Raw genomic sequence first — 1,034 nt, forward strand, 5'->3', positions numbered from 1 at the left:
TGATGAGTCGCGCGACGTAGCGTCGTGGGATGATTCGAGCCGCTCAGGCGCGCGCCGCGCGGAAGCGCTATCGGGAGATGGCCCCTGTTCTGAATGAACAGAGCCTCCGGCGCTTTGTCGCCCTGGAGGCGAAAGCGCTGGGACACGGCGGGGTCAGCTTGATGTCCGGCATCAGCGGATTGGCGCGGTCGACGATTTATCACGGACTTTCTGACATTCGCGACAACGTGGCAGTTCCGGCTGGACGTGTCCGTAAGGCGGGCGGCGGGCGCAAGAAGAAGTCGTCCCGGATCCAACCCTCGCGGCCGATCTCAGGCGCCTGGTCGAACCGGTGACGCGGGGCGATCCGATGCAGCCATTGTTGTGGACGACCCGCAGCCTGCGTAACCTCGTGACCGAGCTGGCGAAGGAGGGTCATAAGGTTTGCCCAACGGTTGTCAGCGAGCTTCTGCGCGGCATGGGCTACAGCCTGCAAGCGAACAGCAAGACACGAGAAGGCGGCCAGCACATCGATCGCGACGCGCAGTTTCAATACATCAACACGCAGGCCACGACGTTCCTGGCGGCGAACGAACCGGTCATATCGGTCGACACGAAGAAGAAGGAATTGGTAGGCAATTTCAAGAACAACGGCCGGGAATGGCGTCGCCAAGGCAGGCCTGAGCTCGTCAACATTCATGACTTTATCGATCCCAAGCTAAGCCGCGCCGTGCCGTACGGCGTGTACGACATCACCAATAATGTCGGCTGGGTCAGCGTCGGCACGGACCACGACACCGCCAGCTTCGCGGTCAATGCGATCCGCCGATGGTGGCGGACGATGGGGAAGAAGCGTCATCCGACAGCCAAACGCCTGATGATCACGGCCGACGGCGGCGGCAGCAACGGGTCTCGTGTGCGCCTGTGGAAGGTCGAGCTTCAAAAACTGGCGGACGAGCTCAAGTTGCCGATCACGGTTTGCCACCTGCCGCCCGGCACCAGCAAGTGGAACAAGATCGAGCATCGTCTCTTCTCCTTCATCACCATCAACTGGC

At 61.6% G+C, this 1,034-nt stretch carries 1 pseudogene; it reads left to right on the top strand.

Features of this window, described 5'->3' with window-relative positions:
* Positions 1-29 precede the first annotated feature (29 nt).
* Positions 30-1,034 (top strand): annotated as a pseudogene (locus GWG65_RS40190) (ISAzo13 family transposase); the annotation flags it as partial.

Source organism: Bradyrhizobium sp. CSA207 (assembly GCF_029051685.1).
Classification (GTDB): Bacteria; Pseudomonadota; Alphaproteobacteria; order Rhizobiales; family Xanthobacteraceae; genus Bradyrhizobium.